Raw genomic sequence first — 26,312 nt, 5'->3', positions numbered from 1 at the left:
TAACCATTTAAGCCATTTTCGAGGAATGCCATGATTTATGAGATCGCTCTGCTCCCCGTGCACAAAGAACGCATCGAAATGTTCAGACGTGCATTTGACGAGGTCGCTCCTTTACTTGCCCGCGCAAAGGGTTACGGCGGCCACATGCTAGCGCAAGGGATTGAGACCCCTCAGCAATTCAATCTGATAGTGCGCTGGGCTTCACTTGAGGATCACACGCCGGGTTTTGAAGAGAGTGAAGACCATCGGCTGTTCATGATGGGCCTGGAGGAATATTTTTCGGAAGAACCGAGGGTCTACCATATTGAGGGAGCAGCTTCCTGTTCACCGTTCCTGACCGAGCGGTGGTCGAATTGACCGCTCTCAGGGATTGGAACTCATCCGGCCCCGGATCGCCATGCGCAAACAGCCCCAGGCGATGAACCCGATGATCAACACCTCGGCCATGCCTACAAGCATGTTGAATGAAAAGGTGAGCGGTTGCTCAGCCCAGTAGAAGGTGGTGCCTCTAAAGCCACCGACGCGCAGCCGCCCGCTAAACAGCGCGGGTACCAAGGCGATGACGTGACTCAGCTCCAGCAGTGCCAGGAAAACACCCATTAAAGTGAGCAGGACGCGTGCCGGGGTGCCTAGTTTTTGGGTGGACTCATGGGCAGCCGTGAGCCCCTTGGCTCTGCGCTGCCTGGCTTCCTTCACCGCCTTACCGCTGGTTGGGGCTGGAGCAGGCCTGTAGGTTGCCTTCACACCCGCCGCCGAGCCCACCACGACTTCGGTGGGCACTGCCACTTTCAGATAATCGGCCAGCTCACGCAGCCACACGTCGGTGCGTTGACTTCCCGGCAGTACCGGAACGTTGTCGGTTGTCAGACGGTGCTCAGTGCCATCGCGCATCACCAGCCACAGCTGGGTGTAGGCCGATTCAGCATCTTGGCGGCGACGAAGTTCGAGGCATTCAGGGGTATCGATTCTAAACACCGAATGCACACGCTCGCGACGCCCAAAAAAGTTACGGGTGCGGCGCTGACCTTCACCGTCGCGTCGCGATAGCAGCAAGGTTTCGCGGATGCCGGTGTACACCATCAGGAGTAGGCCGAGGGCCGGAATCAGCAGCAGCCCGAGCACGATCAGCAGTGAAGTCAGCGGATCCAGGTCAGTCAGAGGCGAGCCTCCATCTGCGATCACAAACACGACGAACGCCACCGGCAAGATGAAGGCAAGAACGCCTGTCAGCAGCACGAATGCGCTCTGCACCAGGTTGCGCGAGTGGATGTGCAGGTCATCCTGTGCGGTGCGCTCGAACCGATGTCCAAACAACATGCAAATCTCCTGATGCGCCGCCTTTAAGGACCATTCGAGGGGCCGTGACAAGCAGGCCAGGATCGTGTTTTTACGCCGCGCAGAATACCTCATACCTGGAAAAAATCACTCCGCACTCAACTCCCACAACACATCCAGCACATGCTGCGTAGGCCGTTCGATGTCCTGACTGCGGTGGGCAATCCCCAGTTGACGCCACAACAAGGGCTTTAATGGCCGCATGACGACCCTGGTATCGGGCAATGGCGTGGAAGCCTCATGGGGCAACAACGTCGCCCCATATCCAGCCGCCACCAGGCTCTTGATCGCATCGTTGTAGTTCAGTTGAATGCGCGGCACAGGCTGTCGACCGTCACTGGCGAACCACTCCGACGTCAAGCGCGAAAGGCGAGTGGTGGTGTCATTCAAAATCAGCGGCTGAGCGGACAGCCAACCGGGCGTCACGGTATCCGGGCATTCCCAGCGAGCCGGCAAGAAGGCCATGACTGGGTCCCGTCGCCACGGCTCGATCCGCAAGCCCTTCACCGGCGGCTGCGGCAGCGCGACCAGACCGATCTCCAACGAGCCCTCGGCAAGCTTCTTCAGGGTTTCCTGGGAGGTGAGCACCGCGACCTGCACATCGATAGCGGGGTGACGTTGGCTCAGTGTCTCCAAAGCGTTGGGCAGCAACTGTGCGATGGCCCCGGTGGAGGCGCCTAGTCGCACACGCCCGGCCAGTCCCTGTACCTGACGTTCCACGTCCTCAAGCGCCTGCTCCGCATCCGCCAACAGGCGCCGCGCGCGTTCCACCAGTGTGTGCCCTATCGCTGAAGGCTGAACGCGCCCACGAGTGCGCGACAACAGCTTGCCGCCCACCCGCGCCTCCAGGTCGGCGATATGCAGGCTGACAGTGGGTGACGCCAGGTGCAGCGCACGCGCTGCCTCGGCAAACGATCCCAGGTCGGCAATCGCCACCAACGTGCGCAGACGGTCCAGGCTGATTTCGCGCATGAGGGGTTCCTTGTTCAGAAAAACTGAATTTCAGCGTTTATAAATTCAACTTTTCCTATCTTAGCGCTTCGCTGAACATGGGAACTCCTGATTTCCAATGTTCGAGAGCATGCCATGGCAAGTCCCCTTGTATTCATCGATGGCGACCAAGGCACCACCGGGTTGCAAATCCATCAGCGTCTGCGCGATCGCCGCGATCTGCGGCTGCTCACCCTCAGCGCCGAGTATCGCAAGGACCCACAACGTCGCGCCGAAGCCATCAACCGCTGCGACATCGCGATTTTGTGCTTGCCCGACCAAGCCGCGCGCGAGGCTGTAGCGTCCATCGAAAGCCCTGCCGTTCGGGTGATCGATGCGAGTTCGGCGCACCGTACCCATCCAGACTGGACCTATGGTTTCGCGGAGATGAATCCGCAGCAGACCCAACGCATTGCCACCGCGCGACGGGTCAGCAACCCCGGTTGCTATCCAACGGGGGCGATCGGGTTACTGCGCCCGTTGCTGGAGACCGGATTGGTACCGAGGGACTACCCAATGAACATTCATGCCGTGTCGGGTTATTCCGGAAAAGGACGGGTCGGCGTGCAAGAGCATGAAGGGGCGGGCGCAGCACAGGCGTCGGCGTTTCAGGTCTATGGGCTGGGGCTGGCACACAAGCATATTCCGGAGATTCAGCAGCAAAGCGGAATGACGCAACGGCCGATGTTTGTGCCGGCCTATGGCGCTTTTCGGCAAGGGATCGTGCTGACCATACCTGTGCAAACCCGGTTGTTGGCGCCGGGCGTGAGTGCGGCGCAGTTGCATGCGTGTCTGATGCAGCACTACGCCGATGCGCGCCATGTACACGTGATGTCCATGCAGGAAGCTAAAACGCTGACGACCCTTGATCCTCAGGCGCTTAACGGGACTGATGATTTGCGGTTGTCGGTGTTTGGGAATGATGAGACCGGGCAGGTTTTACTGGCTGCGGTGTTTGACAATCTAGGGAAGGGCGCCGCGGGTGCGGCGGTGCAGAATCTGGACTTGATGCTTGCAGGTGCATGACCGCGCCAAGCAGCCTGGTGCCCTTGGGCACTTTTTTACGGTCCTTTTTTTATGTTTTAGGTTCGACCGATGCTGCCAGATGCCCCCGACAGCGCAAAGCCTCGACTTCACGAAACAGCGGACCGCCTCGACTGACGACTCAATCCAGGCGTCTTGCCCGTGATGCGTTTGAATGCGCGACTGAACGCAGCCTGAGAGGTATAGCCCAAGCGCTGCGCCACCTCTTCAATCGGCAGCCTATCGAGCGTCAGCCACTGGCTCGCAAGCCGCATCCGCAGTTCGGTGACGTAGCGCAGCGGGGCCATGCCAATCGTCATCTGGAAACGGTCCGCGAAGACCGAGCGCGAGGTATTGCATTGCTCCGCCAGCTGCGCAACGGTCCAGTCGCGCCCCGGTTGTTGATGGAGCGCGAGAAGCGCATTTGCCAAGCGTGGATCGCGCAATGCGGCGACCAGGCCAGAGGCATTGCCGCAGGCGCACTCCACCCAACCACGAACGATCATGGCGGCCACCACGTCGGCCAAACGCGCGAGGATGCCGGCGAAGCCGACACGCGCGGCGCTGACCTCGCGTTCCATGGTGCTCAGGATAGGCACCAGCCCAGGGTAACGCTGGCCACCGGCATCGATCAGCATCAGGCCCGGCATCAGCCGGCCAAGGTCATGGATACTGCCCAATTCAAACTCCATGCAGCCGCTGAACAAAAGGGTGGTCGGCGTGGGGCCGGCATCGGTTCCGGTCTCCACCGCGCTGACGGTGTCACCGAGGGGGGCGCCGTCTAAACGGTCGATGTCCTGAACAGGCGCGTCCGTATGTGAAAGCAGTTGATGGGCTGCGCCGTGGGAGATGAATACGGCGTTGCCGGCGGACAGTGCGTACGTTGTCCCGTCCTCCATCCGCAGCACTGCATTGCCGACCGCCAGGAAGTGGAACCAGGCATGCCCAGGTTTGTCAGCGAAGCCCAGGCCGAAGGCTGGACCGGCCTGGATACGCCGGTACTCGACGCCACGCAGGCGCATGCCGCGCAGCAGCTCATTGATGAGATCCGAGGAGAGGGCAAACTGATCGCTAGGCATCGTTCAGGTGTTTCAGTCAAAAAATTGAGGTTTTCGATCATAGATCATCCGATTTCCCGCGCCTAGACTGCGGGTCGCGATCAAGATTGGGAGAACCGTGCAATGACTGACTGTGTTTGTAATGCCGTATCCGACAGCCGCCCCGGCGCCGGGTTGGATGTAGAACCTGCGACCCCCGCGTGGATGGCCGTATTCTCGTTGGCGATGGGCGTGTTCGGATTGCTCACCGCCGAGTATCTTCCGGCCAGCCTGTTGACGCCGATGGCTGCCGATCTGGGGGTGTCCGAAGCGCTGGCGGGACAGGCGGTAACGGTGACAGCCGTGGTGGCACTGTTCGCGGGCTTGTTGGTGCCAGGCCTGACCCGCGGTATCGATCGCCGCTGGGTGCTGCTGGGTTTTTCCACGTTGATGATCGCATCCAATCTTTTGGTCGCCGTTTCCTCCAGTTTCGCGGTGCTATTGGTGATGCGTATCTTGCTGGGCATTGCCCTCGGCGGGTTCTGGAGCATGGCGGCGGCGGTGGCGATGCGCTTGGTACCGGGGGCGTTGTTGCCCCGAGCGCTCTCGATCATTTTCAGCGGCATTGCCGTCGGGACGGTGGTTGCGGTCCCGCTGGGCAGCTACCTGGGCGGTTTATATGGCTGGCGCAGCGCGTTCTTTGCAGCGGCGGCGGTCGGTGTGGTGACCCTGGCTTTCCAGTCGTTCACGCTGCCGCGCCTTACGCCGCGCACGCCGGCACGCCTGCGCACCATACTCGAGGTGTTGCAGCGCCCGGGCATTGCCATGGGTATGTTCGGTTGTGTGTTGGTGCACAGCGGCCACTTCGCGATGTTCACCTATGTTCGGCCATTCCTCGAGGGCACTACCGGCATCGGCCCGCAAGGGCTGTCGCTGATGCTGCTGGGTTTCGGTGTGGCGAACTTTGGCGGCACGCTGTTGGCTGGGTGGCTGCTTGAGCGTCACCCGCTGGCTACCTTGGTGTTGATGCCCGCGCTGGTGGGCGTTGCCGCACTGGCGTTGGTCCTGTTGCCGGCCTCGGTGCCGGGGCAGGCGGTGCTGCTGGCGATCTGGGGCCTGGCTTTTGGTGGTGTACCGGTGGCGTGGTCGAACTGGGTCGCCAGCGCAATACCTGATCAGGCGGAAAGCGCCGGGGGCATGGTGGTGGCGTCTGTGCAGTCGGCCATCGCAACCGGCGCCGCCGCTGGCGGTGCGATGTTCAGCCTCGGTGGCAGCGCAGGCGTATTCGTAGCGGCGGCCGTGCTGATGCTGCTGGCCGCGTTGCTGATTGCGTGGCGTGTCCGGGTTCCTTCTGCTGGTGGCGGTGCCCAGGTCAGGCCGGCGCTGCACCTTTGATCCGGCTCTCCAAGCCACCCCGATCCCGTCCGTAACCCGGAGATAAAACATGAACAATGCGACGTCCCACCAAGGACGCCTGAAATCCTTGCGCGCGGCAGGTATAGGCAATGCGCTCGAATGGTTCGACTGGACGCTGTACGCGACCTTTTCGGTGTACCTGGCAAGCAATCTGTTCGACAAGACCGATGCCCGCTCAGCGATGCTCGCGACCCTTGCTGTGTTTGCTGTGGGGTTTGTCGCTCGTCCCATTGGCGGGTGGTTGTTTGGCCGGCTGAGCGACCGATTGGGGCGCCGGACCATCATGGTGATCACGATGTTGCTACTGGCGATCAGCAGCCTTGGCATCGCGGTTATCCCTGACTACCAAAGCATTGGCCTGTATGCCTCGGTCGCGCTGCTGTTTTTCCGGCTCATGCAGGGGCTCGCCCATGGCGGCGAAACAGGGGTGTCCTACACCTATGTCGCCGAGATCGCCCCAAGCAAACACCGTGGCTTATGGTCCAGTTCAGTCTATGTAGGGGTGACACTAGGGGTGATGGCGGCGACGGCCATGGCGGCGGCACTGACCTGGATGCTGGGCGCGCAGGCCATGGGTGATTATGGCTGGCGGATCGGCTTTGCCGTCGGTGGGCTACTGGGTATCTACGCGCTGTTTTTGCGCCGCGGTGCGCAAGAGTCTCACGTGTTCGTAGAGCAGCAGGGCCAGGCTCGGCCGCCGCGCAAATTGTCCAGGGGGGAGATGCTGCGAGTCGCGCGCAACATCGTCATGCTCGCAGCGGCCGCCAATGTCACCTACTACGCTTGGGTCACGTTTGGCGCTTCGACGGCGATCGCCCACGGCATGGACGCCACGGGTGCCTACATGGCCAGCCTTCTGGCGCAGATCCTCTGTGTGTGCTGGCTGCCAATCTGCGGAATGCTGTCCGATCGTTTTGGTCGCAAACCCATGGTCATTGCCTGGGGCCTGGGCGTGATCCTGCTGACTTATCCCATCTCGATAATGGTGACCACTGAACCGTACACGCTGTTCCTGGCCCAGGTCATGGGTCTGGGAGCCTGGTCGTTGATCGCGGCGATTTTCCCCGCCGTGCTGTCGGAGCAGGTGCCGACCCAGGCGCGGGCGCAGGGCGTTGGGTTGGTGTCGTCGGTTTCGGTGGCGATCTTCGGCGGCACCGCTCCCTATCTGCACAGCTATCTCAGCGGCGCCGATCTTGGCTATCTGTACACCTGCTACGTCATGGGGTTGGGCCTGGTCACCGTCCTGGCAGGTTTTCTTATCGACGAAACGGCGGGCATCGATCTTGCGCACATCGAGGCGCCCGGCGCTCGAGTGGCTGCTGGCCCACGGCCGTCGATGGCCTCTCAGGATTAATCAATTGGCTTGCCGATCTGCGGGATCAAAGGAGTGCGATTCAATGAATTCAACAGACCTCAAGAACGCTACTGCACGAGGTGAACGACCAGGCGCGAGCGTGACCGTCAGCCAGACGTCGGGGCCACGTCAGGCCGCTCGCGAGATTTGGGTCGAAGTCCCTTCCGAGTCGGGCCCGGCAGCCGCTTGGTGCTACTCGGATCGCCGCTCCTATAGTCCGGGCGATTCGGTGCGCCTGTATCTGTCGTCGAACCGTCCGCAAGTGAGGCTCAGGATCTATCGTGATGGAGTCGTCGCTCGCACGTTGCATGAAACCGACAGCCTTGACGCTCGATTCCACCCGTTGCCCGAACGTGCCTATGAGCATGGGTGCCAATGGCCCGTCTTTGTGCAATGGTCAATTCCGGCTGATGCCGAGCCGGGTGGCTATGTAGTGGAAGTACGCGATAGCGCTGATAGTGTCCTCGGGCATCATCTGTTCATCGTCAAGACGGCGCGCAAGCGCGCCGACGCCTTGGTGCTCGTCGCGGCAACATCGACCTGGGCCGCTTATAACGACTGGGGCGGCGCTAACCATTACTTCGGTCTGCACCCCGGTACGCCTCGCGGTCGCGCGCCGTTGCTGTCGGCACAACGCCCTTGGGCGCGGGGACAGGTCTGGCTGCCCGAGGATGCACCGCGTTCCGTCAACGCGACCCGGCCGCGCAAGCCCGGGCCGGCGCGCTACGAGTTCATCGAATGGGCATCCCTTAACGGCTACGCCAAGTACTATGCACTGGCGGGGTGGGCCTCCTATGAAAGACCTTTTGTGGTCTGGGCCGAACAGCAAGGCTACACGGTCGATATCCTGACCCAGGACGATTTGCATCATGACCCGCATGCGCTCGAGGGCTACACCTGCGCCGTCTTCGCAGGGCACGACGAGTACTGGACGCGGGAAATGCGCAACCATGTCGACGCCTTTGTCGAGGAGGGCGGCAGGGTCGCACGCTTCGCCGGCAATTTCATGTGGCAGATTCGCCTGGAGGATGAGGGCCAGCGGCAGGTGGCCTACAAGTACGATGCCGGCGCGCTCGATCCTGTGGCAGCGACTGACCCTGGTCGATTGACGGGTGCCTGGGAAGATCCGCGGGTGGATCATCCCGGGGCGAGCACGTTTGGGGTCAATGCATTGCGGGGGATATACGGCGGCTTTGGGGGAATGGCACCGCGCAACCCGCGCGGGTATACGGTCTTCAGGCCCCGGCACTGGGCATTCATGGGCACGGGCCTGGGTTACGCGGACATGTTCGGAGACGAAGCCAACATCTTCGGCTATGAGGTGGATGGCCTGGAGTACACGTTTGTCGACGGCCTCCCGGAACCGCTGGGCACAGACGGAGCGCCCTGTGGATTGCAAATCCTAGCCATGGGCTGGGCGACCAATGCCGAGCACGGCCGCTCCGAGGATGCCTATTCATTCATGCTCGGCGATGGCGATGCCCGGTTTCGTGCTTCCATCCTGGCGCCCGACTTTAGCGAGGCCAACGATTTGCACAGCCGCGGGACCGGGATGGTGGTGCACTTCCACAAAGGTCGAGGTGAGGTCTTTACCGCCGCCACATGCGAATGGGTCCATGGCCTCATGCAGGCAGATATTTACACCGTGATGATTACAAAAAACGTGCTCGATCGGTTCTTGCGCAATACGTAGGAGGGGCGTCGATTTCCTTGAAAGTGGGTTGTTGCTTTGGAATAACATCAAGCTGCGATGCCCTGGGATATCTCCGCACATGACCAAGCATGCCCACCACCCCACGGCAAAGGCGCTCGTTTGGCGGGTTTGAACGGGATGTGGATCTGAAACTCGTGTCCAGCCGCAGTTTTCCTTCGGGCCGGTGTAATCCACCTACCGACTGGCCCCATGACTCGCCGGTTCAACGCACACGGTCGCGGCTTTGAACGGCCAAATCCAGGGCCTTTTGCATGTCCAGCCGCGCCGAACGGCCGACGTCTTTGTCGTTGAGTTGGTAGCGACGCTCCGACGGCAGGATGGGCGCAGTGAGGTCTTCGGCGTCCATCTGTTCGAAGTCGTGGTTGTCGCCGATGGTCATGGCGCTGCGGCGTAGCAGCATGCGCAGTTGCTCGGGCTGCAATTGCGGGTTGATGGACAGCATCGCCGCCAGCAGGCCTGCGACCATGGGCGTGGCGTAGGACGTGCCGCAATGCACGGCGCTGTCCTGGCCGGCGCTGGTCGTCGAGGCGTGGGCGCACGCGGCGGCGGTGATGTCGACGCGCATGTCGATGTTCGAGGAGCTGCGCTTGACCGCATAGGCCGGGTCGTCGACGGCGACGCCGGTATGATCGCTGCGCTGGTGTCCGCCGACCACCAGCAATTGTTCGGTAATGAAGGAGGAGGGCAGGCGGTATTCATCGCTGCCCGAGAACGAAGATCCATTGCCGGCGGAATTCACCACTATGACGTCGGGATGTTCCTTGCGCAGCCAAAGGAAAAACTCTTCCAGCAGTTCTTCGTAGCCACCCATGGCGAGGCCCGAGCGTAGCAACGAGTCGACGTCATCGCCTTTGATGTCTTTGGCGCCGACGCGGTGGATGCCCCAGCTCCAATTGAGCACGCGTACGCCGTCTTCCACGAGGTTGACCGAGGCGGCGATGTTGGCGGTGATCCCGGCATCGGAATCACGTTCGACGATGACCTCGAAGCCACCGCTGGTCTTGTCCAGGCCACGGAGCAAACCCGTGTTGCCGATGTCGTCCCAGCGTGCGGCGAGGATGCCGGCGACGGTTGTGCCGTGGTTGTCCGGTTTGTCTGCATCGCGGGCGTAGACGCAGGTGCGCGGCGGCGAGCAGGCGCCGAGGTAGTCCGCGAAATCCGTCGTGTCGAAATCCACATCGCGCTCGATCAGGCCGATGCGCACCGGTTGTGGCTGGATGGGCGGCTGTCGTCCGGGGATGCGTCGTTGGTAATAGTTCACCGCGTCGAGAAAGCGATTGGCGGCCCATTCGTCGGAGTCCAGGGCCGGTTTCTTCGGTTCTTCAGGCTGGGCAGCGGCCTGCTCGGTTTCTTCGGCCGAGGACTCCTCGATCACTACGGCATCCACGCTGGTTTCGCTGCCCAGGCGCAGCACCAGGGCGTCGCGCTGCACTAAGTCCTTGGCGGGCAAGCGAAGCTGGTACAGATTCAGGGGCGCGATGCTGCCGACCACCTTCGCTCCGTACTTGTGGGCCAGGCGCTCGGCTTCCTGGCGGCCGTCACGGTCTTCCTCGATCAGCACGCTGACCAGGTCGACGTAGGTGGTCAGGCCGTCCATGTTCTTCGCCACTTCGTCCGGCCCGGCGGCCAGCACGTGACTGTTGCGCAGGGTCAGCCAGGCGGCATTGCTGGTGCGGGGGCCGTCCTCCAGCCAGAGCGGGCCGCTCTGGTAATCGATACTGTCCAGGCTCACGCGCAGGTTTTCCCCTTCGCGCTGGACCGTGTCCACGGGGATCACCTTTGCCCCCAGTTTCAGTTGCGGCGTTGCATCGCCCAACCCGCGCGCTGTCAGGCACCAGTCCTGGTGCTGGCTTTGCAGCAGGTCGCCGCAGCGTTTCAGGCTTTCCAGGCGCAGTGGTTCCGGCGTCGCTGTCGCCGTGCCGGCAGCCAGGGTGAACAACGCAGTGAGGGCAGTGGATCGTAGGAGCATGGGCCAGGTTTCTTTGCCGAGGGTCTTGTTTGCTCCGACTGTTACGTGGCTCGCTTCGTTCAGCGGGGTAACACTACTCAGCGAATACCCGTTCCGGTTCAGAAGCGCTCGAGGCGCACTTCAAGACCTGCCTGCCGCGCGAGTTCGATCATGGCGTCGACCTGGTCTGCCTCGGCGATGAAGCCGACATATTCGTCGCCACCGGAATCCAGGTGCAGGTAGCGTTTGTCGAATGCCGCCAGCCATTGGTCGAAACTCGCCAGCGTCTCTGACATCGACAGGGTGCCCTCATGGCGGTAGGGGTAAATTTCTTTCACCCCGCTGGCGCTGACCAGATAGGGCACCAGATACTCGAAACCATCAAAGCCTCTCCAGTCGACGCCTAGCAAAGCCAGGTGTTCGAGCTTCTGGCCCCGGTCTGCATCCAGCAAGCCTTCCACCAGCGCGGTGGCCGGCTCTTGGCCCGAGCCGTATAGGCGAATCACACGCCTGACCAGCCTGGCGCGTTCGCCTTCTGGCATGGGGGCCAATAGGGCTTGAACAAACGTCTTGAGTTCGGCGCGATAGGGATGCAGCTCCCGCATGATCGCCGCGTCGCTGACAGTTGTTTCCTCCGGTGGCGGCAGGGTGAAGCGGCCGCCGAACAAGCGATCAAGAATGCCCATTTCCTTTCCTTGGTTTGTCCATTTCCTCCAGCCTACTGTTATACGCATTCCACGTGAACGCGATACTTGATATCCCGATCAAAAGGGTCTTCCGGGTTTTCGTAAGCTTCTAGTGTTTCCAGGAATCCCGTCCGCTCAAGGCTCACCAGATCCTCAAGGGTCCAATCAAAGGGGAAGTCGCTGGAAAAGCTTTCACCCTGGTATTCAATCCAATGAAAAACCGGGAAGGGCAGGTAACCGAGCCACTCTGATCGATAGTTGATCTCGTCGGATTCGTTACTCCTCACCACGGTGCGGATCTTGTTCTTGATGGCTGCTTGGCGTTCATCCATGGTGTTTCGATCCCGATTGATGATTGATTGCGTATCCTGTATAGAATCCGTTTTTTCCAGAATTCAAAGGATTGAGCCTGTGATCACTTGCCATGTCCGGTACGTTATTGACCCTTACCAGATCCCTGCTTTCGAAAGCTACTCGCGTCAATGGATTGAAGTGGTGACGCGAATGGGGGGAAACCATCATGGCTACTTTCTCCCTGCCGAGGGCGCCAACAATATCGCCTATTGCCTGTTCAGCTTTTCCAGCTTGGCCGAATATGAAAAATATCGACGGGAAGCTGAATTGGATCCGGCGTGCGTCGAATTGGTTCGCCAGGCGACGGAACAGCGATTCATTCTGAGCTATGAGCGTAGTTTCCTGCGCCCTGTCCTTGAGTGAGCGGTTGACGCTCGAGTTTCGCATCACCTGATATTCATCTCGCTTACCCTGGTGACGGCATTGGCCGACGGTCATCTGTTCGGCTTGTACCCGCGGTGGTGGTTTGGATTGCCTTATTTGCGTCGTTGCCCTAAAGGATAAGGCCGATATGAATGCCGCGTAGTCCGATAAAGCATAGGGGAAATGTATATTCGTATTTCCGTGTTTATCGCAAACCGCAATTAGCTAACCATGCAAAATTCTGCCGATGAAAACCGATATTCCTTATGGGAATGCCGCACATAAAATTAATGAATTTTTATTATTCCCAAGCGAGGCGTAGCTTGATTCCAGAACACGGAGAACTGCGCTTTGAAATCATCCTCGTTTAATTCAGCGGAAAAATTTGATACTTCACGGGCCAATGAGTACGCCCGGCAGAGCCGCATTGCGCTCGCTGGGTACGACGCCTGTCAGGACCTGGCGGCGTGCATGCTGGCGGCGACCCTTGGGAATGTGAGCTCGGCGAAAATACTGGTGGTGGGCGCCGGCGGTACGGCGCAGGAGATCATTGCAATGGCCAGGCTTGAGCCGGGCTGGCACTTCACTGCCGTCGATCCGTCCGGGCCTATGCTGGAGGCCGCGAAGCAGCAGTTAGCCGCAAACAGCTTGCTTGAAAGAACCGCCATGCATCTTGGGCATGTGGAAGACTTGGTAGCAAACGGGTCGTACCATGCTGCTACCTTGATCGGTGTACTCCATCATCTCGATGGGGATGAAGCCAAGTTGAAAATATTACGGTCCATCCAGGCGCATCTAAAGCCGGGAGCGCCGCTGATTGTCGCCGCAAACCAATATGCGTATGCCAGCCAGCCGTTACTCCTCGCGGCCTGGGGGCAACGGTGGCGACAGCATGGCGCCAGCCCGGAAGAAGTGACGGTCAAGCTTGGGAAAATTCTCCAAGGCGCTGATCCTCCACATTCCGAGGCCGCGGTTCAAAAGCTGTTGAGTGATGCAGGATTCGGCAGTGCAACCCGGTTCTTCAGCAGTCTTTTCTGGAGCGCCTGGTTAACGTGTAAAACGGCCTGAGGATGGAGCTTAAGCGACGTGGATCAGCTTTCCGGGAGCGTGATGGGCGCGTCACTGCTTTCAGCCGCCAGTTTCAGTCGGTCGGCTTTACTGATGTATTGATTCTTGCTTTTGGGGGCCAGCTTGGCACTGGCCTTTTTGGCATTAGCCTTCAATAACTGATTTATTTTCTTGCGGCGATTCATGTCGTTCTGCTCGGCGTGTCAATGTTCGGATGGTATCAGCTTTCCGTTTTTTCAGGATTCTTCCTGATGTTTGCAATGGGCTTCACCCGGCGCTCGATAATGATCGAGTCATTCGGAATCTCCAGCCGGATCGCCGTTTCCGCAGTACGCATTTCAATGAGCGTCGAATTGCCCACGCCTCGGAAAATCACCGTCGCATTTTCAAAGCGTTTGTAGTTTTCCAGCGGGGAATCCTTGGGGGCTGGCAACAGGTTGGCGTAAGGCGGTTTCACCAGAATCGTGGCCCTTTCTATGCGTATTTGCGCGAAGCGCATGGCCGCTTGCAGCAAGTCCGAGGTCACGCCACCCATGAGCAGGGGTGTCAGGAGGATGACACAGACAATCATCGCCCTGGTTTTCTTCAAGGGTTTCATTTCGGCGTGGGGCTTGTGCTCATGATGTTCCGAACTGCTGACCTCAAGCGCGGCTTTTATTTTCTTGTTCTGCTCCAGATAGGCTGAATAAACGATGTACTGAAAAACGGGCAGAAGGATAAGTGGGATGTGTTCCAAGGGGCTCCTGCGGGTAAGGAAATAAATGGTCACTGCGCCGCATATTCCAAAAAACACCGAGAAAAACGTAATTTTCGGTCGCTTGAATTCCAGTATGTTTTTTTTACCGGTGACTTTTCCATGTAGCCAGGCGAAACCTCTAAGCACGGGAATGAAAAATGGGGAAAGCAGCACCCCGGCCGCCGTGACGGAGACTGAAAAATAAACACACACCAACCCAAAGCAAAATGCCGCGACCAGAAATAACAAGCTGTCTCCAATCGAGACGCCTTGTGGGTAATGGCCGTTGCTCAATAGGTAACTGACGATGCACGTGCCGCCAATCAGTAATCCTATTTTTGCTGACAGAGAGAGAAGTTTTGTAGCGATCTCAATCTGCTTTTCGAGTCCCGTGGTTGCTTCCTGCATCACCCAGTCTCCTTGATATTACGCATAGGATGGTCGTTACCTGACTCATCGCTCTGTGGGTAGCATAGTGATGATTTTGCGCCTTGTGGCGACGATGGAGCGTTCGGGGCAGAGATGAAGCCGATGGCTGTCGTGTTCAGGCTACTCGAAATGTTATAGGGCATCGTTTGGGGAAAACGTCACGGCCATTGACCCGGTTAGAGGAGTAGCGAGGATCGGATGTGGACTCGATAGGGCAGTTGCATGGAAGGCTAAAGATTGTGGGAAGAGCCAACGTGCCCCCCAGTTTTCAGTAAACGCTAAACCAGTGGACAGCGTGATGGCCAATTGATATTTTTTGCTGGCGCGACAGATCTACAGCGGTGGCTTGTCGTCGTCATCCGCAGATATTTCATATGCGTAGTGACCTGATCGGGCCAAGCAGCGTTGAAACCACAATTGATCAAAGAGAATAACATGAGTGAATGGAAGCGCCTCGTATCGGACCCTAGTAGAAAAAAAGCGATTTTTTTCCTGATGCTTTTGGTGGTTGTCTCCCTCATCGGTAAAGTAAATCAGGTGGCCGTAGCGCAGTTGATGCTTGAGATGGTGTTTGGCTTTCTCTACAGCTTTTTAGCCGTATTCCTAATATGTGTTATTCGGGGTGAAGAAAAGGCTCACAAGAAGAACCCCTTGTTGATGATCAAAATGGGGGCGTGGAGTTATGTTTGGCGCGCTTATGTGATAACTCTCGGGTCTTCAATGCTCGCTCTGGGTTTGTTGGTTTTATTGTTTAGCTATCAGTTTCCTCTCGGTCCTTTTGGACTTTCTCACGTTGTGCTGTGGGTTTTGAGTACGTTTTGCATGCCGGTTGTTTGCTGGTTGTTTTTTTCGAAAGGCAGAATGTCCCAATTTCGCTGGTTGGTTTCAACTGCACGCGCTGCGATTTTTTTGCGGTGACGTTGAGTGAAGTGTGAATGTTTGGATGTAAGGCATTGTCGCTCAGGGTAGAGGCAACGACTCGTCGCAAACCTTGGTTTCGAAGGGCGCGTGCACCGCACGTACCTTAAGAAAGATACTCTTGAAAAAAACTACTGATATTGTTATCTGGCTGCGCCCAGGTTGAATTTCGCGCAGCAAAAATTGAAAACGCAACCGATGGGGCTGTCGTCTTACGAGTTACTCCCAACATGGCTAGCGCGAGCCAATTCTTTAAAAATTGGCAAAGCATCACTGTCGAGCGTATACCTCGCCCATGAGGGTGAGCGAAGAACCCAATACGCCATCTTTCCGACGTTGGAGGCTACGTCCAGAACCGCAATCTATGCCGGTTCTCTACCGGAGGGAACTTATCGTTTTTTCCAGTTCTCCGCCCAGCAGTGCGGTTATATGTGTGTTAGCTCGTGGCTGGATCTCAACGCGAACTTGTTTATGCCAACGTTCCGGACGAGAACAATGGTATCGCATTGAATTTTGGTTATTTCTCATCGAGCCGGATGACATACACCACGGATGGGGGAAAGACGTGGGTGGACGCTAGCGAAATTCCGGTGATATTCAATCAGCTCTTTTATAGCCGTGATGGGAAAAGCGCCTTTGCAGGATCCCCCCTATGAAGGGGGCTGGACCTCAACGGATGATGGCCGCCACTGGCAATCGGTGAAAAAGCAGTAATTGGAGAAGTCTTTGAGGGGAGCCCTCCCTGCAAGTCGCTTTCAGAACACGTTTCGTCGTCCATGTGCAATCGCCAACCCCCGGGAGTGGCAAGCTGTGAGGATGCCCCGGACCAAGTGCGCCAAAGACACCTGGCCGGAGAGCGAGAATGGCGATCGGATGTGCCACGCTACCGTGACGTGGGCCGGACGCCGCAGCCAAGACTCCGGACGGCCGCCGGCATGCGGTGGTCTCGTTCGAGATGCCGAGGTACGTTTATGCCTGATGAGACGCTTCACCTGCCCTTGATCCATAGCGTGCTTGCGCGCGAAAAGGACACCCCCGGTGCCTTGCTGCCTATTCTCCATGCCATCCAGGCAGGCTGCGGGTATGTCCCCGACAGCACCGTCCCGGAGATCGCCCACGCCCTGAACCTCAGCCTGGCTGAAGTGCGCGGGGTCATCAGTTTCTACCACGATTTCCGCACGACGCCGCCGGCGCGCCATACGCTGCGCCTGTGCCGGGCCGAGTCCTGCAAGAGCATGGGCGCCGAAGCCCTGGCCGCGCAGTTGCGCGAGCAATTGGCGCTGGACGACCACGGCACCAGCGCCGACGGGAGCATCAGCCTGCGGCCGGTCTATTGCCTGGGCGCCTGCGTCTGCTCGCCGGCCCTGGAGCTGGACGGGGAGTTGCATGCCCGGATCACGCCCGAGCGTCTGCGTCAGTTGGTGAATGACTGCATGGAGGAGGGCGCATGCTGACGCTCTGTATCCCCCGCGATTCGGTGGCCCGTGCCGTGGGCGCGGACAAGGTGGCCGATGCGTTGGCCCGTGAGGCTGAGCGTCGCCAGCTGCCGCTGACGGTGTTGCGCACCAGTTCCCGTGGCCTTTATTGGTTGGAACCGTTGGTTGAGTTGGAGACGCCTGAAGGGCGCTTGGGTTTTGGCCCGGTCACGGCCCAAGACGTGCCGGGCCTGCTCGATGCGCTGGCGCATGATCCGGGCAGCCATCCAGCGGCCCTGGGGTTGGTGGAAGACATTCCGTACCTGAAAAGCCAGCAACGCTTGTTGTTTGCCCGTGCCGGCATTACCCGGCCCTTGTCCCTCGATGATTACCGTGCCCAAGGCGGATTCCTCGGCCTGGCCCGGGCGATCCAGATGGATGGTGCGGATGTCGTCGCCAGCGTGCTGGACTCCGGCCTGCGCGGTCGGGGTGGCGCGGCGTTCCCGGCGGGCATCAAGTGGCGCACCGTGCGCGATGCCCAGGGGCCGCAGAAGTACGTGGTCTGCAACGCCGACGAAGGCGACTCCGGCACGTTCGCCGACCGCATGCTGATGGAAGGCGACCCCTTCCTGCTGATCGAAGGCATGATCATCGCCGGCATCGCCGTAGGCGCGACGATGGGTTACATCTACGTGCGCTCGGAGTACCCGGACGCCGTCAGTACGCTGAACGACGCGCTGCACATCGCCCGTGAGGCCGGTTACCTGGGCGCGAACGTCGGCGGCAGCGGTCGCACCTTCGAGCTGCAAGTGCGGGTCGGTGCCGGCGCCTATATCTGCGGCGAGGAAACGGCGCTGCTGGAATCCCTCGAGGGCAAGCGCGGCACGGTGCGCGCCAAGCCGCCACTGCCGGCGCTGCAAGGCCTGTTCGGGCTGCCGACGCTGGTGCATAACGTGCTGACCCTGACCTCGGTGCCGATCATCCTGGAGAAGGGCGCGCAGTTCTATCGCGACTTCGGCATGGGCCGCTCCCTGGGCACGATGCCGTTCCAACTGGCCGGCAACGTCCGCCACGGCGGCCTGGTGGAGCGCGCCTTCGGCCTGAGCCTGCGGGAGTTGGTGGAAGGTTATGGCGGCGGTACCGCCAGCGGTCGGCCCCTGAAGGCCGCGCAAGTGGGCGGGCCGTTGGGCGCCTGGGTGCCACCTTCGCAATTCGATACGCCGCTGGACTACGAAGCGTTCGCCGCCATGGGCGCGATGCTCGGCCACGGTGGCGTGGTGGTCGCCGACGACAGCCTGGACATGGCCCAGATGGCCCGGTTCGCCTTGCAGTTCTGCGCCGAGGAATCCTGCGGCAAGTGCACGCCGTGCCGGATCGGCTCCACCCGTGGGGTGGAAGTGGTGGACCGCTTGATTGCCAGCACTGAAGCCGGCGCCCGCCAGGAACAGGCCCTGCTGTTGCAGGACCTGTGCGATACCCTGCAATACGGTTCGCTCTGTGCCCTCGGTGGGATGACGTCCTACCCTGTCGCCAGCGCCCTCAAGCATTTCCCCGCCGACTTCGGTCTGGCGACCACGGAGGCCGACCAATGATCACCATCTTCGATCCCAGCACCGATATCGACCTGGGCACCCCGGCGCGTGACAGCGACGTGCAGGTCAGCCTGACCATCGACGGGCGCGAAATCAGCGTCGCCTCCGGCACCTCGGTCATGCGTGCCGCAGCCTTGCTCGGCACCACCATTCCCAAGCTCTGCGCCACCGACAGCCTGGAAGCCTTCGGCTCCTGCCGCATGTGCCTGGTGGAAATCGACGGCATGCGCGGTTATCCCGCGTCCTGCACCACGCCGGTGACCGAGGGCATGGTGGTGCGCACGCAAACCTCCAAGCTCGCCACACTGCGCCGCAACGTGATGGAGCTGTACATTTCCGATCACCCGCTGGACTGCCTGACTTGCCCGGCCAATGGCAACTGCGAATTGCAGACCGTGGCGGGGCAGGTGGGCCTGCGCGAAGTGCGCTACGGCTACGAAGGTGCCAACCACCTGGCCGAGGCCAAGGACGTTTCCAACCCATATTTCGACTACGACCCGAGCAAGTGCATCGTCTGCAGCCGCTGCGTGCGTGCCTGTGAGGAAATCCAAGGCACCTTCGCCCTGACCATCAGCGGGCGCGGCTTCGATTCCCGGGTCGAAGCGGCCGGCGGTGACAACTTCCTCGATTCCGAATGCGTCTCCTGCGGCGCCTGCGTGCAGGCGTGCCCGACGGCGACCCTGATCGACAAGAGCGTCGTGGAGATTGGCCAACCGGAGCGCAGCGTCATCACCACGTGCGCCTACTGCGGCGTGGGTTGCTCGTTCCGCGCCGAGATGAAAGGCGAACAACTGGTGCGCATGGTCCCGGACAAGAACGGCCAGGCCAACCACGGCCACTCCTGCGTCAAGGGCCGCTTCGCCTGGGGCTACGCCACGCACCCGGATCGCATCACCAAGCCGATGATCCGCAAGCACATCAACGACCCGTGGCAGGAAGTCAGCTGGGACGAGGCGGTCACCTACGCCGCCAGCGAACTGCGCCGGATCCAGCTCAAGTACGGGCGCGACTCCATCGGCGGTATCACCTCCAGCCGCTGCACCAACGAAGAAACCTACCTGGTGCAGAAACTGGTGCGCACCGCGTTCGGCAACAACAACGTCGACACCTGCGCCCGTGTCTGCCATTCGCCGACCGGTTACGGCCTCAAGCAGACCCTGGGCGAGTCCGCCGGGACCCAGAATTTCGACTCGGTGATGAAGGCCGACGTGATTCTGGTGATGGGTGCCAACCCCACCGACGCGCACCCGGTGTTCGGCTCCCAGCTCAAGCGCCGCCTGCGCCAGGGCGCGCGACTGATTGTCATCGACCCACGGCGCATCGATCTGGTGGATTCGCCTCACGCCCGCGCCGAGCTGCATTTGCAACTACGCCCCGGCACCAACGTGGCGATGCTCAACGCGCTGGCCCATGTCATTGCCACCGAAGGCTTGATTGACCAGCCCTTTGTCGAAGCACGTTGCGAGGCGACGGACTTCGCCCGCTGGCGCGATTTCGTCAGCCTGCCGGAAAACTCGCCCGAGGCCCTGGGCCCGGTGTGCGGCGTGCCTGCCGAGCAGATCCGTGCCGCCGCGCGGCTGTACGCTACTGGCGGCAACGCGGCCATCTACTACGGCCTCGGCGTCACCGAGCACAGCCAAGGCAGCACCTCGGTCATGGGCATCGCCAACCTGGCCATGGCCACCGGCAACATCGGTCGCGAAGGTGTCGGGGTGAACCCGCTGCGTGGGCAGAACAACGTCCAGGGCTCCTGCGACATGGGTTCGTTCCCTCACGAGTTACCGGGCTATCGGCACATTTCCAACGAAGCGGTCCGCGCCGAGTTCGAGCAAGCCTGGAATGTGACCTTGCAACCCGACCCGGGCCTGCGTATCCCGAACATGTTCGAAGCGGCCCTGGACGGCACCTTCAAGGCACTTTATTGCCAAGGTGAAGACATCGCCCAGAGCGACCCCAACACCCAGCATGTGACCGCTGCGCTGTCCGCGTTGGAATGTGTGATTGTCCAGGACATCTTCCTCAACGAGACGGCCAAGTTCGCCCACGTGTTCCTGCCGGGCAGTTCGTTCCTTGAGAAGGACGGCACCTTTACCAACGCCGAACGCCGCATCTCCCGCGTTCGCAGGGTGATGGACCCATTGGCCGGCAAGGCCGATTGGGAAGCCACCATCGCCCTGGCCGACGCCTTGGGCTACAAGATGCACTACAACCATCCTTCGGAAATCATGGATGAGATCGCGCGCCTGACGCCCACATTCACCCGCGTCAGCTACGCCGAACTGGAGCGCCACGGCAGCCTGCAATGGCCTTGCAACGATGCCGCGCCGGATGGTACGCCGACCATGCACATCGAGCAGTTCGTGCGCGGCAAGGGCCGTTTCATGCTCACCGGCTACGTGCCCACCGAGGAGAAGGTCAACAACCGCTATCCGCTGCTGCTGACCACCGGCCGCATCCTCAGCCAGTACAACGTCGGCGCCCAGACCCGGCGCACTGAAAACGTGGCTTGGCACGAGGAGGACCGTCTGGAAATCCATCCGACCGATGCCGAGAACCGCGGGATTGTCGATGAAGACTGGGTCGGTATCGGCAGCCGTGCCGGGCAGACGGTACTGCGCGCGAGGGTGACCGAGCGGGTGGCGCCGGGCGTTGTCTACACCACGTTCCACTTCCCGGAATCGGGCGCCAACGTGATCACCACCGACAACTCCGACTGGGCCACCAACTGCCCGGAATACAAGGTGACAGCGGTGGAGATCGTGCGGGTCAGCCAGCCTTCGGAATGGCAGAAGCGTTACCAGGCCTTCAGCGATGAACAAGGCCGCCTGCTGAGGGAACGTCGCCACGCCGAAAAAGCCGAGGTGCGTCAATGAGTGCTGACAGCTTGATCAAGATGGCCAACCAGATAGCGCTGTATTTCTCCAGCGAACCGGACCATGCGGTGGCGGTGAATGGTGTGCGCCAGCATATGAAAAACTTCTGGACGCCGGGCATGCGCCGGGATCTGCAGGGGTGGCAGGAAAAGCATCCGGATGCCGTCCTGCATCCGCTGGTCTTGGCGGCGCTGACGGAATCGCAAGTGACGACCTAGTGTCCCGTTGCGCGAATACCTTCCTTTTTGACGGCAATCCACACCGTCAAAAAGGAACAGGTATTGTTGCTACCGGGCACTAGTGCCTGGGTGGCGCCAATGCCATGCCAAGTGTCCATGCCCCCATCGTTCATGCAGCCTGTCCAAGTGCCACAACATCATAAGTCCTTGGCGTTATAGCGTCTGGAGGGCATGATGGCACTTTGCTGATGAATAGCCTCCGATCTTCCACATTCGTCTCTGTAACCTTTTGGAACGCTTGAAAAAGCTACAAACTGTCGCGGTGTGCAGAATGTAAGGCAAGTAATCACTGGTAGGGCGATATAACATCGGCCGCAGGTGATAGCGAAAATTATCGAATTAAAGTTATAAGATAATCGCGAACGATTCACATCAATCTAAAAAAACGCATTGACATTTAGCTATATGAGGATAGGATGAATTCACACGATAGATACATAGAACAATCCAAAGCGTTTGCGGGGGAACCTCGAATCCTAATCCTTCAATGGCTTAAGGAACCCCGTGCGCACTTCTCTCATCAGGTTACGGGTGATCCCGCGTTGATCGGGGTTTGCGTAACATTGATTACTGAAAAACTCGGCATGAGCCAGCCAACGGTGAGCCGGCACTTGGATCTTTTGAAACAAGCAGGCTTTTTGCGTGTGAACAAAATTGGCAAGTGGGCATTTTATTCAAGAGATGAAACTGCAATCAATGAATACAAGGCTTGGTTGACACAGCAAGTCTGATGGAGATGGAGTTTATTCAGCATGGATAGCGGAGTTTTTGGCGGGCTTATGGTCATGTTGTGCTGGGGGATTTCAGACTTTATTCAAAGTCTGATGATTCGCCAGTTAGGTACCGCAAAAACAATGCTGGTTCGCAACCTGTTTACCTTTGTGGTGGCCTCCCTCCTGGGGGCATATTTGATCATTTCACACCAGCTCAGGTTCGACACCAACGCCGTGTTGATCATCACCTGCAGCTCTGCGGCCTACGTATCAGGGTACTATTTCTACATGCGAGGGTGTGAAGTCGGAAATCTGTCCCTGGTTTCTCCGATTGCTTCTACCTATAGCTTGGTCACCATCCTTTTTTCCATCGTTTTCCTACAAGAAAGGTTGGCCCCGGCTGCCTGGATTGCCGTATCCATTATTTTTATTGGTATTGTCATGACCTCCGGCAATATCTTCCGATCATTGCGTGGCGGCTCGCAAGGGTTCCTCCAGGCCATTTTGGCCATGGCCGGCTTTGGCGTGGCCTTTTTTATTCTTGGTTTTTCCGCGAAGACACTTGATGTCACGAATGCCTTCTTTTACTCGGCATTGACTCAGGCTGTTCTTTTTACTTCGTTGGCGTTGATCCGCAATGGCAAGCTGGAGAAAGGGGACGTGACTCCGCGTCGCGGGTGGATCTTCTTTGCGCACTCTGTGTTGGTCAATGCAGGCTGGGTGTTCTATATATTCGCCTCCAAGATGGGTGATCTATCGTTAGTGACGCCCATCAGTTCGGTGTACTCCGGTGTGACTGTGTTGTTAGCTATCGCGATCTACAGAGAGATAACGACGGTGGTACAGAAGGTTGGGATAGGGACTGTTCTTGTCGGGGTCTTTTTACTAAGTTACAAGTGATCGAAACGTTTCCAGCCGGCACTCCTCGCTTTAAGGGATGACTCATCTCGTTGTGCTAAATGCGTCAACTGGTCATTTAGTACTGCATGCATAACCCATTTAAGTTCTATGTACCGATCAACGGTAGAAGGAGTTCTTGGAATGATGCAGCCGCCAATATGCCCCATTAATTATTCACCCGTTTCACTGGACCTTGTCGCTAGAATCGATACCTGGGCGAATCAGTACCCCGAGAAAGTAGCGATAATGTCTCGAGGGCAGCCGACTACCTACGCTGAGTTTTCAGATCGAAGAAAGGCGCTCGCCAAGCACCTTGTCCGCGAAGGCTTTGGATTGGGGAGCAAGATCGGCATCTACTTGCCCCGGGAACCTGATCTGATCGTCGCCCTGACTGCGGTCCTGTCGATAGGGGCCATCTTTGTTCCTCTCCCCCCGGATTCGCCATTACAGCGTAATGAGCTTATAGCCACGCTCGCCAACCTCGACGCTGTGATCAAACCCCAATCCGTTGATCTTTCACGATGGCCGGTGCGGGCTTTTTTAAATATCGAGGACGTCGATTGGCGCGATTCGACGCTGCCCTTCGAACCCGTTATCGATGATGGTTCGCTCGCCTACATATTGTTCACTTCAGGCTCAACGGGTCTCCCCAAGGGTGTGATGGTCCGTCGACAAAATCTCGCCTATTTTTTATCTGCGATTAATGAGGTGATCAATTTTTCGGCATGGGGCGCGCTGGTTTCCACGACGACCTACGGCTTTGATATTTCCATCCTGGAATTTTTTCTGCCCTTGGCTCAAGGAGGAACGCTGTACTTGGCCAGCGAGCAACAGGCCAGGGACGGACAGGCGATCGCGAAATTACTCGATCAATGTGAGCGTGCGCTGCTTCAAGCCACCCCAGCCACCTGGAGGCTGCTGATCGCAGCAGGGTGGCCCCGCACCTGCGCCGTCGGAGCGCTGTGTGGCGGTGAAACGTTGCCCGTCGAGCTGGGTGAGAAAATCTTTCAGTCGGCGCGGGCTGCATGGAACCTTTATGGACCGACAGAAACAACGATTTGGTCTTTCTGTCACCGATTACAGGCCGACGACTTTACCGGTTCTGCCACAAGTGTCCCCATAGGCCAGCCATTGCCTGGCACTCACTTTCGATTGTGTCCGTCAGATGACCCTTTAGAGCCCGAACTGGTGATTGAAGGGCCTGGGGTCAGTGCCGGTTATTTCAATCGGGACGATCTGACGCTGGAGAAATTTCAAACAACTGAAGCAAAGAGCAGCACTTCAGTGGCTTACTACACCGGCGATCGGGTTCGACTGCAGCCCGATAACTCACTGGTTTTCATCGGACGTAAAGACCGACAACTGAAGTTGAACGGTTACCGTATCGAGCCGGGCGAGATCGAGTCCGCTCTCTATAAGTCCGGCCTCGTCAGTCAATCGATCGTCACTCTTGTGGAACACGCTCATGATGACCACAGGTTGGCCGCCTATGTCGTGCTGGATGACAACGTGTTGGGGCCGCCGCGCGATGCGGATGCCGGGGTCTGGCTCGACGTGTGGGAGGCGGCTTATCTGTCGGCACAGAAAAATGAGATCGCCAGTGCCGAAAGTGGTTACACCTCAAGTTTCTCCGGTGAGTTGATCCCGGACAGCGATCTGCGTGAATGGGTGCAGGCGACAGCTTCTCGTGTTCTGGCTTTCTCAGACCATTCAGTACTGGATGTAGGCTGCGGTATCGGGATGACCGGCGCCGCGCTGCTGGAAAGAGGCGTTCGGCGTTATGTGGGCTGCGATGCTTCTGAAGCGGCGGTTGAGTCCGCGCGACGACGGCTGGAGGCAGTCGGTAGCCATACAGCCTCATTTGCGCTGGTAAAAATGGCGGCCCATGAGCTTGATGCGCTGAGTGAAGCACCTTTCGACGTCGTACTTCTGAACTCCGTCATTCAGTACTTCCCAGGCATTGATTACCTTGTCGATGTGCTTCAAAAAGCCTCCGCGTTGTGCAAAGACGGCGGCGTGATTGTGATCGGCGATGTTCCCTACGCGTCTCTGAAACACATCCTGTCCGCTGCCGCGAGTCGGACCCGCAAAAAGTTGCAGCGTGCACTTCCCGTGATCGGAGAAGGGGAGTTGTGGCTCGATCCTTTGCAGATCAAGCAAGTGGCCTACACGCTTGAGCGAATCGTCAACGTAGAGACCGAGTTGCGAGCAGGACAAGGTAACGATGAAATGACGCGTTATCGTTACGACGTCATCATAAGGCTCGACACCGATGACCGAACCCTCTTAAAGCCGGTTCCACGCTACTCGTATCAAGATGAGCGTCTATACGAGCAAGACCTGAGTCAATGGTTGGCATCCGCCCCTTCGGCGTTTGTGCTTACAGGTGTTCCAAACGCCAGAATCAGCCTGGACCTCCAGCTTTGCAGAAACGCTCCCTCAATCATCCCGGACGAAGCCTACGACCCCGAATACATTCGCCGCTGGGCCTCAAGCCGCCATCGTCAAGCCAGGGTGCGCTGGAACGATAGTCTCCCCGCGGGGACGATGGACGTATTCGTGGGCCCCCATAACAGCCTGGATCCCACTTTTGAGCCTCGCCCTGTCGTGGATAGCGCGCCGGTCGAGCAGGTCTTTGTCAGGGAAATCGATGATCTCGCTGTCCGGCAAGATGTCATTGAGAAACTCAAAGACTCCCTCCGCACCCATGTTCCTGCGTACATGATTCCCGCCCATTTTGTTTTCCTGGAGCGTTTCCCCCTCACGTTCAACGGAAAGCTGGATGTCGCAGCGCTCGAGCGGCTAGCGCCTCAAGTCCAACCCAGGTCATCGCAAGCAGACGACCAACCGTTGTCGGTAAAACAGCGCCTGACGCGAATATGGTCCGACATCCTGATGACCCCTTCAGTACATCCCGTGCGGAGTTTTTTTGCCCAGGGAGGCTCCTCTCTGCTCATCGTAAACCTGACCAGGACATTGAACGATGCCTTCGGCTTGAACCTTCAAGTCACTGAGCTTTTTGAAGAAAACAGCATCGACGCCCAAACGCGCTTGATTGGCAGAAAGTTGGGATTGGATGACGCCTCGCCCTCGAAGTGGGTCCCTCCTTCCAGTATCAGCCGCAGGAGCGCAGCCATTAAATCAGCGGCTCGTAAACGCCAGAAGCAGCTATAGGCGCCGCGTGGCTAAGACACCATCAATTCGGGAGA

23 protein-coding genes are annotated in these 26,312 nt (G+C 58.9%); 15 read left to right on the top strand and 8 right to left on the bottom strand.

Annotation, left to right across the window (positions count from 1 at the left end; genetic code table 11):
- The first annotated feature begins 30 nt into the window (after positions 1-30).
- The gene (locus AC515T_RS17005; RefSeq protein ID WP_496529281.1) at positions 31-357 is read left to right on the top strand and encodes an antibiotic biosynthesis monooxygenase family protein; all 327 of its coding nucleotides are present in this window, start codon (positions 31-33) and stop codon (positions 355-357) included.
- A 6-nt stretch (positions 358-363) separates the two neighbouring features.
- On the opposite strand, the gene AC515T_RS17000 is transcribed toward AC515T_RS17005, so the two are convergent.
- Both AC515T_RS17000 and AC515T_RS16995 read right to left on the bottom strand, forming a co-directional pair.
- A complete protein-coding gene (locus AC515T_RS17000) occupies positions 364-1,317 on the bottom strand; it encodes a hypothetical protein (RefSeq protein WP_496529280.1) in 954 nt (317 codons plus the stop codon).
- A 105-nt stretch (positions 1,318-1,422) separates the two neighbouring features.
- Positions 1,423-2,307, bottom strand: coding sequence for a LysR family transcriptional regulator (locus tag AC515T_RS16995; protein WP_496529279.1), 885 nt, complete (start codon positions 2,305-2,307; stop codon positions 1,423-1,425).
- Between the two features lie 114 nt (positions 2,308-2,421).
- Here AC515T_RS16995 and argC point away from each other — a divergent pair, with 114 nt between their 5' ends.
- Complete coding sequence (gene argC / locus AC515T_RS16990) at positions 2,422-3,351, top strand: N-acetyl-gamma-glutamyl-phosphate reductase (RefSeq protein WP_496529278.1); 930 nt, start codon at positions 2,422-2,424, stop codon at positions 3,349-3,351.
- 107 nt (positions 3,352-3,458) lie between these two features.
- On the opposite strand, the gene AC515T_RS16985 is transcribed toward argC, so the two are convergent.
- Entirely contained in the window at positions 3,459-4,427 is a 969-nt protein-coding gene (locus tag AC515T_RS16985) for a cupin domain-containing protein (RefSeq protein ID WP_496529277.1), read from the bottom strand.
- 102 nt (positions 4,428-4,529) lie between these two features.
- Here AC515T_RS16985 and AC515T_RS16980 point away from each other — a divergent pair, with 102 nt between their 5' ends.
- From AC515T_RS16980 to AC515T_RS16970, 3 genes are read left to right on the top strand one after another with little or no spacing between them, the layout of a single operon-like run.
- The gene (locus AC515T_RS16980) at positions 4,530-5,780 is read left to right on the top strand and encodes an MFS transporter (RefSeq protein ID WP_496529276.1); all 1,251 of its coding nucleotides are present in this window, start codon (positions 4,530-4,532) and stop codon (positions 5,778-5,780) included.
- Positions 5,781-5,829: 49 nt separating this feature from the next.
- Entirely contained in the window at positions 5,830-7,155 is a 1,326-nt protein-coding gene (locus AC515T_RS16975) for an MFS transporter (protein ID WP_496529275.1), read from the top strand.
- Positions 7,156-7,198: 43 nt separating this feature from the next.
- Complete coding sequence (locus tag AC515T_RS16970) at positions 7,199-8,848, top strand: N,N-dimethylformamidase beta subunit family domain-containing protein (RefSeq protein WP_496529274.1); 1,650 nt, start codon at positions 7,199-7,201, stop codon at positions 8,846-8,848.
- 223 nt (positions 8,849-9,071) lie between these two features.
- Here AC515T_RS16970 and AC515T_RS16965 read toward each other — a convergent pair whose 3' ends face one another.
- The 3 genes from AC515T_RS16965 to AC515T_RS16955 all read right to left on the bottom strand — a co-directional run bounded on the left by AC515T_RS16965 (position 9,072) and on the right by AC515T_RS16955 (position 11,835).
- On the bottom strand, positions 9,072-10,838 hold the full coding sequence (locus AC515T_RS16965) for a S8/S53 family peptidase (RefSeq protein WP_496529273.1): 1,767 nt from the start codon (positions 10,836-10,838) through the stop codon (positions 9,072-9,074).
- Between the two features lie 98 nt (positions 10,839-10,936).
- Entirely contained in the window at positions 10,937-11,503 is a 567-nt protein-coding gene (locus AC515T_RS16960; protein WP_496529272.1) for a DUF6630 family protein, read from the bottom strand.
- Between the two features lie 38 nt (positions 11,504-11,541).
- Positions 11,542-11,835 (bottom strand): hypothetical protein, encoded by a 294-nt coding sequence (locus tag AC515T_RS16955; protein ID WP_496529271.1) that lies wholly within the window; start codon positions 11,833-11,835, stop codon positions 11,542-11,544.
- Between the two features lie 79 nt (positions 11,836-11,914).
- Between AC515T_RS16955 and AC515T_RS16950 the strand changes: the two genes are divergently transcribed.
- Both AC515T_RS16950 and AC515T_RS16945 read left to right on the top strand, forming a co-directional pair.
- Positions 11,915-12,220 (top strand): NIPSNAP family protein, encoded by a 306-nt coding sequence (locus AC515T_RS16950; RefSeq protein ID WP_122565709.1) that lies wholly within the window; start codon positions 11,915-11,917, stop codon positions 12,218-12,220.
- A 351-nt stretch (positions 12,221-12,571) separates the two neighbouring features.
- Positions 12,572-13,288, top strand: coding sequence for a class I SAM-dependent methyltransferase (locus AC515T_RS16945; protein WP_496529270.1), 717 nt, complete (start codon positions 12,572-12,574; stop codon positions 13,286-13,288).
- A 23-nt stretch (positions 13,289-13,311) separates the two neighbouring features.
- On the opposite strand, the gene AC515T_RS16940 is transcribed toward AC515T_RS16945, so the two are convergent.
- Both AC515T_RS16940 and AC515T_RS16935 read right to left on the bottom strand, forming a co-directional pair.
- A complete protein-coding gene (locus AC515T_RS16940; protein ID WP_496529269.1) occupies positions 13,312-13,473 on the bottom strand; it encodes a DUF2986 domain-containing protein in 162 nt (53 codons plus the stop codon).
- Between the two features lie 35 nt (positions 13,474-13,508).
- On the bottom strand, positions 13,509-14,432 hold the full coding sequence (locus AC515T_RS16935; protein ID WP_496529268.1) for a hypothetical protein: 924 nt from the start codon (positions 14,430-14,432) through the stop codon (positions 13,509-13,511).
- A 456-nt stretch (positions 14,433-14,888) separates the two neighbouring features.
- Here AC515T_RS16935 and AC515T_RS16930 point away from each other — a divergent pair, with 456 nt between their 5' ends.
- The 8 genes from AC515T_RS16930 to AC515T_RS16895 all read left to right on the top strand — a co-directional run bounded on the left by AC515T_RS16930 (position 14,889) and on the right by AC515T_RS16895 (position 26,277).
- Positions 14,889-15,371, top strand: coding sequence for a hypothetical protein (locus AC515T_RS16930; RefSeq protein WP_496529267.1), 483 nt, complete (start codon positions 14,889-14,891; stop codon positions 15,369-15,371).
- Between the two features lie 971 nt (positions 15,372-16,342).
- Entirely contained in the window at positions 16,343-16,825 is a 483-nt protein-coding gene (locus AC515T_RS16925) for a formate dehydrogenase subunit gamma (RefSeq protein ID WP_496529266.1), read from the top strand.
- Positions 16,819-18,378 carry a formate dehydrogenase beta subunit gene (locus AC515T_RS16920; protein ID WP_496529265.1) on the top strand — a complete coding sequence of 520 codons (1,560 nt, stop codon included), beginning with the start codon at positions 16,819-16,821 and terminating at the stop codon, positions 18,376-18,378. Before AC515T_RS16925 ends, AC515T_RS16920 begins: the two co-directional genes overlap by 7 nt.
- Positions 18,375-21,251 carry a formate dehydrogenase subunit alpha gene (fdhF, locus tag AC515T_RS16915; RefSeq protein WP_496529264.1) on the top strand — a complete coding sequence of 959 codons (2,877 nt, stop codon included), beginning with the start codon at positions 18,375-18,377 and terminating at the stop codon, positions 21,249-21,251. Before AC515T_RS16920 ends, fdhF begins: the two co-directional genes overlap by 4 nt.
- A complete protein-coding gene (locus AC515T_RS16910) occupies positions 21,248-21,469 on the top strand; it encodes a formate dehydrogenase subunit delta (RefSeq protein ID WP_496529263.1) in 222 nt (73 codons plus the stop codon). Before fdhF ends, AC515T_RS16910 begins: the two co-directional genes overlap by 4 nt.
- Before the next feature lie 437 nt (positions 21,470-21,906).
- A complete protein-coding gene (locus AC515T_RS16905) occupies positions 21,907-22,221 on the top strand; it encodes an ArsR/SmtB family transcription factor (RefSeq protein ID WP_496529262.1) in 315 nt (104 codons plus the stop codon).
- A gap of 21 nt (positions 22,222-22,242) precedes the next feature.
- On the top strand, positions 22,243-23,103 hold the full coding sequence (locus AC515T_RS16900) for a DMT family transporter (RefSeq protein WP_496529261.1): 861 nt from the start codon (positions 22,243-22,245) through the stop codon (positions 23,101-23,103).
- 141 nt (positions 23,104-23,244) lie between these two features.
- Positions 23,245-26,277 (top strand): AMP-binding protein, encoded by a 3,033-nt coding sequence (locus AC515T_RS16895; RefSeq protein WP_496529260.1) that lies wholly within the window; start codon positions 23,245-23,247, stop codon positions 26,275-26,277.
- Positions 26,278-26,312 lie beyond the last annotated feature (35 nt).

The organism is Pseudomonas sp. FSO-7, assembly GCF_059579345.1.
This window is presented reverse-complemented; position numbering and strand designations above follow the sequence as displayed.